The following is a 5,098-nucleotide window of genomic DNA, read 5'->3' as shown; positions in this document are numbered from 1 at the left end:
GTCTGCTACAGCGAGCAGACCAATGAATTGAGAGGACGAGATGGACGCGCGCGTTAACATGAGCGCACTGCTTCTGGGCCTAGGGCTACTACCTGCGGGTACGCGCTAGGGCCATCTCTCTTATCCATTTGTTTGGCACCCGTGCGCGTTCGCAGCTTTGGCGATTGCTGCGCATGGGTGCTTTTTCTTTTCCAGACCCATAGGCTTCCCGCACGCGGTCGCCCTTCCCACGAGAGGCGCACCACAGCGAAGGAGCGCACCATGACCCGCAAGATCGCAATCTTTGACACAACCCTGCGCGACGGCGAGCAGCCGCCCGGCGCAAGCATGAACACCGAGGAAAAGTTCATCATCGCGCGCCAGCTCGTGCGCATGAACGTCGACGTCATCGAGGCGGGCTTCCCCATCTCGAGCCCGGGCGTCTCGCCCTCGCATAGAGGGCGACTTGGGCCTGCGCGGCCTTCTCGCGCTGGTGCCTCGCGAAACGAAAACGGGCGTCCGTCTCGCATGAGGCGGTCGCCCGTTGCATGGCAAACGAAGAGAGACGCGACCCCGACTGCCGGGGCCGCGCCTCTTTGTGTGTTGGTCGATGGAGGTTGCGCTAGTGCTTCTTACCCCGCACGGCCCTAACGATTGCCACGACTATTCCCACAAGGACGAGGGCGGCAATAACGTAGATCACCAGAAGCTCGGGAAATCCGATTCCATAGACCATGACTCCTCCTTCTTCCTCTGCCTTGTCAGTGTCCGCTAAATTATGGACATCTGCAGAATAGCAGGAGCGGGACGGGCCGTGGGGCTCGATGGGCAACGAAGTCGGCGAGCGCTAGGCCTGCTCGGTCTCCTTCTTGTCCTGGATCTTGCGGATCTCGGGCAGGATGAAGCCCAAGGCGATGAGCACCACGGGCGTCACCACGTTGAGGATCATGGTGAAGGGGTCCTCGGAGTACATGCCAAAGACGCAGCAGGCAAGCGTCACGAACAGGCACCAGGCGCCCAGAACGATGCCCAGGACCTTGCCCTTGGTGAACTTGTACTCCTGGCCAAAGCGGTCGCCCGCCTTCTTGAGCAGAATGTAGGCAACGAACACCCAGATGTAGCGCAGCGGCATGCAGACCGAGTTGAGCTTGTTGAGCTGGGTGAGGACGGCCGCGGCGCCGGGCACCACGATCTGGGCGAGGATGATCGAGCCGCTGAGCACCACGACCATCTTGATGCCGTTGATGTAGGCGCCCTTGTCGTTCTGCTTGAGCAGGCCCTTGGGCACGAACTGGCGGGCGTTCTCGTCGCCCAGCAGCATGCGCAGCGGCGCGTCGATGGAGACGACGAGCGTGGAGAACTGGCCGATGGCGTTGCAGGCGGCGTAGATGACCATGAGCAGATTGCCCACGCCGTAGTAGTTACCCAGCTTCTGGAAGGCCCAGTAGGAGCCGTTGGCGACGTAGGAGTTGAAGTTGGCGTTGACCTCGGCCGGGTCGAACATCATGCCCATGGCAACGGTGCCGAGCAGGGCGCACACCAGGACCATGACCACGGTGAAGATGATGCTCTTGGGGAACTCGCGGGCGGGGTTGCCGTCGGTCTTGTTGACGTAGGGGCTGATCTTCTCGATGCCGCCCACGGCAAACACCAAGATCGACAGGTTGGTGATGTAGGTGAAGTCGATGTTGGGCACGAGCTTGTCGGGCGACAGGTCGATGGGCAGGTAGCCACCGTTGGGGTTGATGGCGGGCGCGGCGAACATCATGAGGATGTAGAGCAGGCTCATGACGAACATCGAGGAGCCGGCGATGGTCGCGAGCTTCTTGAGCGGGTTGAGGCCGCGGCTTGCCACCCAGCAGAAGATGAGGAACACGGCGAGCGTCGCGAGCTGGATTGCGATCGTGGGGAACGAGTCGTACGTCTCGGCGTTGCCAAAGACCATCCAGCTGAGGGCCTTGAGGCCGCCGGAGCCCTTCGACGCGATGTAGGAGACGTGCACGGCCCAGTAGGTCCAGCCGGCGAAGTAGGCGATCTTGGCCGTGGACGTGCCCTTGATCCATGACGTGACGCCGCCGCCTTCGTTCTTGAAGGCACTGCCGAGCTCACCGACCATGAGCGCGTAGGGGATGAAGTACAGGACGAACATGAGGACCCAGGAGAAGATGACCTGGGTGCCGTTGAAGTACATGTAGCCGTTGCTGACGTTGCCGAAGCTCCAGAGGGTCGAGAACGTCATAAAGCTCAGGATGTACCACTTGATCTTCCCGTTGCTTTCCTTTTGCATAAACACCTCTTTTGATAAAACGCCGTACCTGAAAACAGAAATTACAAGTATGTTAACTTGTAGGTTAAAAGGGTGCAATTGAGAGGGCGAGCGGCCGGTATTTGCCGGTGAAGGCTGCAAGAAATGCATAATGTCGACATGTTGTGAATATAAGGGACACTTTGGGCGCGCAAGGGGCCGCGTGCGATGTGGTCGCGCCGTGCGAGTCCTCGCACAGGCCTGCCGATGGGTGCTAGCATGGCTCGCGAAACCAAACATCGGAGGTTGGAATGAAGATCTGTGACAGCATCGCCTACGTGGGCGTGAACGACCACGACATCGACCTGTTCGAGGGTCAGTACGACGTGCGCGAGAACGGCATGTCGTACAACTCCTACGTGGTCCTGGGCAGCGATAAGGGGGCCGTGACCGACACGGTCGACGCCCACTTCGTTGACGAGTGGCTGGCCAACGTTGAGGCCGCGCTCGCGGGCCGCACGCCCGACTACCTGGTGGTTCACCACATGGAGCCCGACCACTCCGCCGGCATCGCCGCTTTTATGGAGCGCTACCCGGCCGCGCAGGTCGTGGCCTCCGCCGCCGCTTTCAAGATGATGGTCGCCTACTTTGGCACCGACTTCGCCGATCGTAAGATCGTGGCCAAGGAGGGCTTCGAGCTCGAGCTTGGCGGCCGCAACCTCACCTTCGTGGGCGCCCCCAACGTGCACTGGCCCGAGGTACTCTTCTCGTATGATGCCGCCGACAAGACGCTCTTCTCGGCAGACGCGTTTGGCAAGTTTGGCGCGCTCGACGTCGAGGACCCCGAGGGTTGGGCGTGCGAGGCCCGTCGCTACTACTTTGGCATCGTGGGCAAGTTCGGCAAGAACGTGCAGGCCGTGCTGAAGAAGGCCGCGGCGCTCGACATCGAGCGCATCTGCCCGCTGCACGGTCCCGTGCTCGACGAGAACTTAGGCTACTACCTGGGCCTCTACAACACCTGGTCGAGCTACGAGCCCGAGGACGAGGGCGTGACGATTGCCTACTCGTCGGTCTACGGCAACACCCGCGCGGCCGCCCTGGCGCTCGCCGACGCGCTCGAGGGCCGTGGCGTCGTGGTGTCGACGTTTGACCTTGCGCGCGACGACATGGCCAAGGCCGTCGAGGACGCCTTCCGCTATGACCGCCTGGTGCTTGCGAGCATCACCTACGCCGGCTCGATCTTCCCGCACATGAGCACGTTCATCCACACGCTCGCCGAACACGCCTACCAGAACCGCCGCGTGGCGCTCATCGAGAGCGGATCGTGGGCGCCGACGGCCGCCAAGGTCATGCGTGCCGAGCTCGAGCAGATGAAGGGCATCGAGGTCGCCGACACCGTCGTGACGGTGCGCGGCGCGCTCGACGACGCCTCGCGCGCCCAGATCGAGGCCCTGGCAGACGAGCTGGCCGCGCCTGCACGCGCCGAGTAGGGACAAGCAAGAGTTGCGGGGCCCGCGCGCGGCTGCGACGCCGTGCACGGGCCCCTTCATGAGAAGGAGAAGGTCGTGGCCAGAAAGACCTCCCGAAGTGCCGCCGACCTGTCGAAGCCCCTGCGCCTCGTGTGCGTGGGGCTGCTCGTGCTGCTTGGGTTCTCCCTGGGCTGCTCGGAGTTCGTTGTCATTGGCATCGAGCAGAACATCGCCGACTCGTTTGGCGTGACGCTTGCCCAGGCGGGCGAGCTCATCAGCGTCTTTGCGCTGACCTATGCCGTGATGACGCCCGTTCTTGCCATTGCGACCGGGCGCTTCAGGCGCTTCCAGCTGCTGGTTGTCTACGCCGCGGTCTTCTGCGCGGCCAACCTCGTGCAGGCGCTGGCCCCCACGTTCACGGTGCTGCTGGTCTCGCGCGTGCTGATTGGCGCAGTGTCGGGCGCCTTCCTGGCCGTGGGCGTGACGTTCATTCCCGAGCTGCTCGACCCAAGCCGCATGTCGATGGGCATCTCCGTGGTGTACGCGGCGTTCTCGGTGGCGATGGTCATCTCGACCTCCGCCGGCAAGATGGCCGCCGAGCTGCTCGACTGGTGCGTGGCCCCGTGGGTGACGTTCGTGCTGGCGGTGGTGACGTGCGCGCTGCTGCTGGCGCTGCTGCCGCGCGAGGGCGCCACCGACGAGCCCGCCACGATGCGCGACCAGGCGGGCCTGCTCGCCGAGCCGCAGGTGCTCACGGGCATCCTCATCTTCGTGTTTGGCGTGGGCTGCGTGTACGTGTTCTACGGCTACGTGACGCCCTACCTCGAGCAGGTGCTGGGGCTGGCCCCCATGGAGGCGTCGGCCGCGCTCATGTGCTACGGCGTGGTGTGCTTCTTCTCGAACCTGCTGAGCGGCTGGATTGACGCGCGCTTTGGCATGAAGGCGCTCGTGGTGACCTTTGCCCTGCTCTCGGCCCTGCTCTTTGGCCTGTGGGCGCTGGGCTCCACGATGCCCGCGGCCCTTGGCGCGGTGATGGGCATCGCGCTGCTCATGTACGTGGCCTCGGTGCCGTGCATCTCGGCGTTCATGGAGTGCGCGAGGCGCAGCCACTCCAAGGCGCTGACGCTCGCGAGCTCGCTCGAGCCGATGGCGTTCAACATTGGCATCGCGTTTGGCACGGCCGTGGGCGGTGCCGTGGTGAGCGGCCCCGGGCTTGCGAGCGTGGGCCTCGTGGGCGGCGCGTTTGCCCTCGTGGCGTTGGCGCTGGTGGCCATCACCTGCAGCCTTGCGAAGCGCGCACGCCGCGCGGCGGCGTAGCGCGGAGGCTGTTGCGGACCGGATGCTCTGCAACGGCGTAGCGCGGTGATATTGCGCAGGCGTAGAGCGGTGGCCGTTGCGGCTTGGA

At 63.8% G+C, this 5,098-nt stretch carries 4 protein-coding genes; 3 read left to right on the top strand and 1 reads right to left on the bottom strand.

Annotated elements, in window-relative coordinates:
- Window positions 1-261 precede the first annotated feature (261 nt).
- On the top strand, window positions 262-630 hold the full coding sequence (locus tag AC1VTH_RS06550) for a hypothetical protein (RefSeq protein WP_481335365.1): 369 nt from the start codon (window positions 262-264) through the stop codon (window positions 628-630).
- A gap of 196 nt (window positions 631-826) precedes the next feature.
- Here the strand turns inward: AC1VTH_RS06550 and AC1VTH_RS06545 are convergent, their stop codons facing one another.
- Window positions 827-2,266 carry an APC family permease gene (locus AC1VTH_RS06545; RefSeq protein ID WP_481335364.1) on the bottom strand — a complete coding sequence of 480 codons (1,440 nt, stop codon included), beginning with the start codon at window positions 2,264-2,266 and terminating at the stop codon, window positions 827-829.
- A gap of 269 nt (window positions 2,267-2,535) precedes the next feature.
- Between AC1VTH_RS06545 and AC1VTH_RS06540 the strand changes: the two genes are divergently transcribed.
- Window positions 2,536-3,714, top strand: coding sequence for an FprA family A-type flavoprotein (locus AC1VTH_RS06540; RefSeq protein WP_481335363.1), 1,179 nt, complete (start codon window positions 2,536-2,538; stop codon window positions 3,712-3,714).
- A gap of 75 nt (window positions 3,715-3,789) precedes the next feature.
- Complete coding sequence (locus AC1VTH_RS06535; RefSeq protein ID WP_481335362.1) at window positions 3,790-5,010, top strand: MFS transporter; 1,221 nt, start codon at window positions 3,790-3,792, stop codon at window positions 5,008-5,010.
- The last annotated feature ends 88 nt before the right edge of the window (window positions 5,011-5,098 follow it).

Source organism: Parolsenella sp., assembly GCF_982402205.1.
This window is presented reverse-complemented; position numbering and strand designations above follow the sequence as displayed.

Excerpts from the sequence above, each read along its gene's own strand:
- AC1VTH_RS06545 (WP_481335364.1), bottom strand. The coding sequence starts at position 2,266 with ATGCAAAAGGAAAGCAACGGGAAGATCAAGTGGTACATCCTGAGCTTT.
- AC1VTH_RS06550 (WP_481335365.1), top strand. The coding sequence starts at position 262 with ATGACCCGCAAGATCGCAATCTTTGACACAACCCTGCGCGACGGCGAG.
- AC1VTH_RS06540 (WP_481335363.1), top strand. The coding sequence starts at position 2,536 with ATGAAGATCTGTGACAGCATCGCCTACGTGGGCGTGAACGACCACGAC.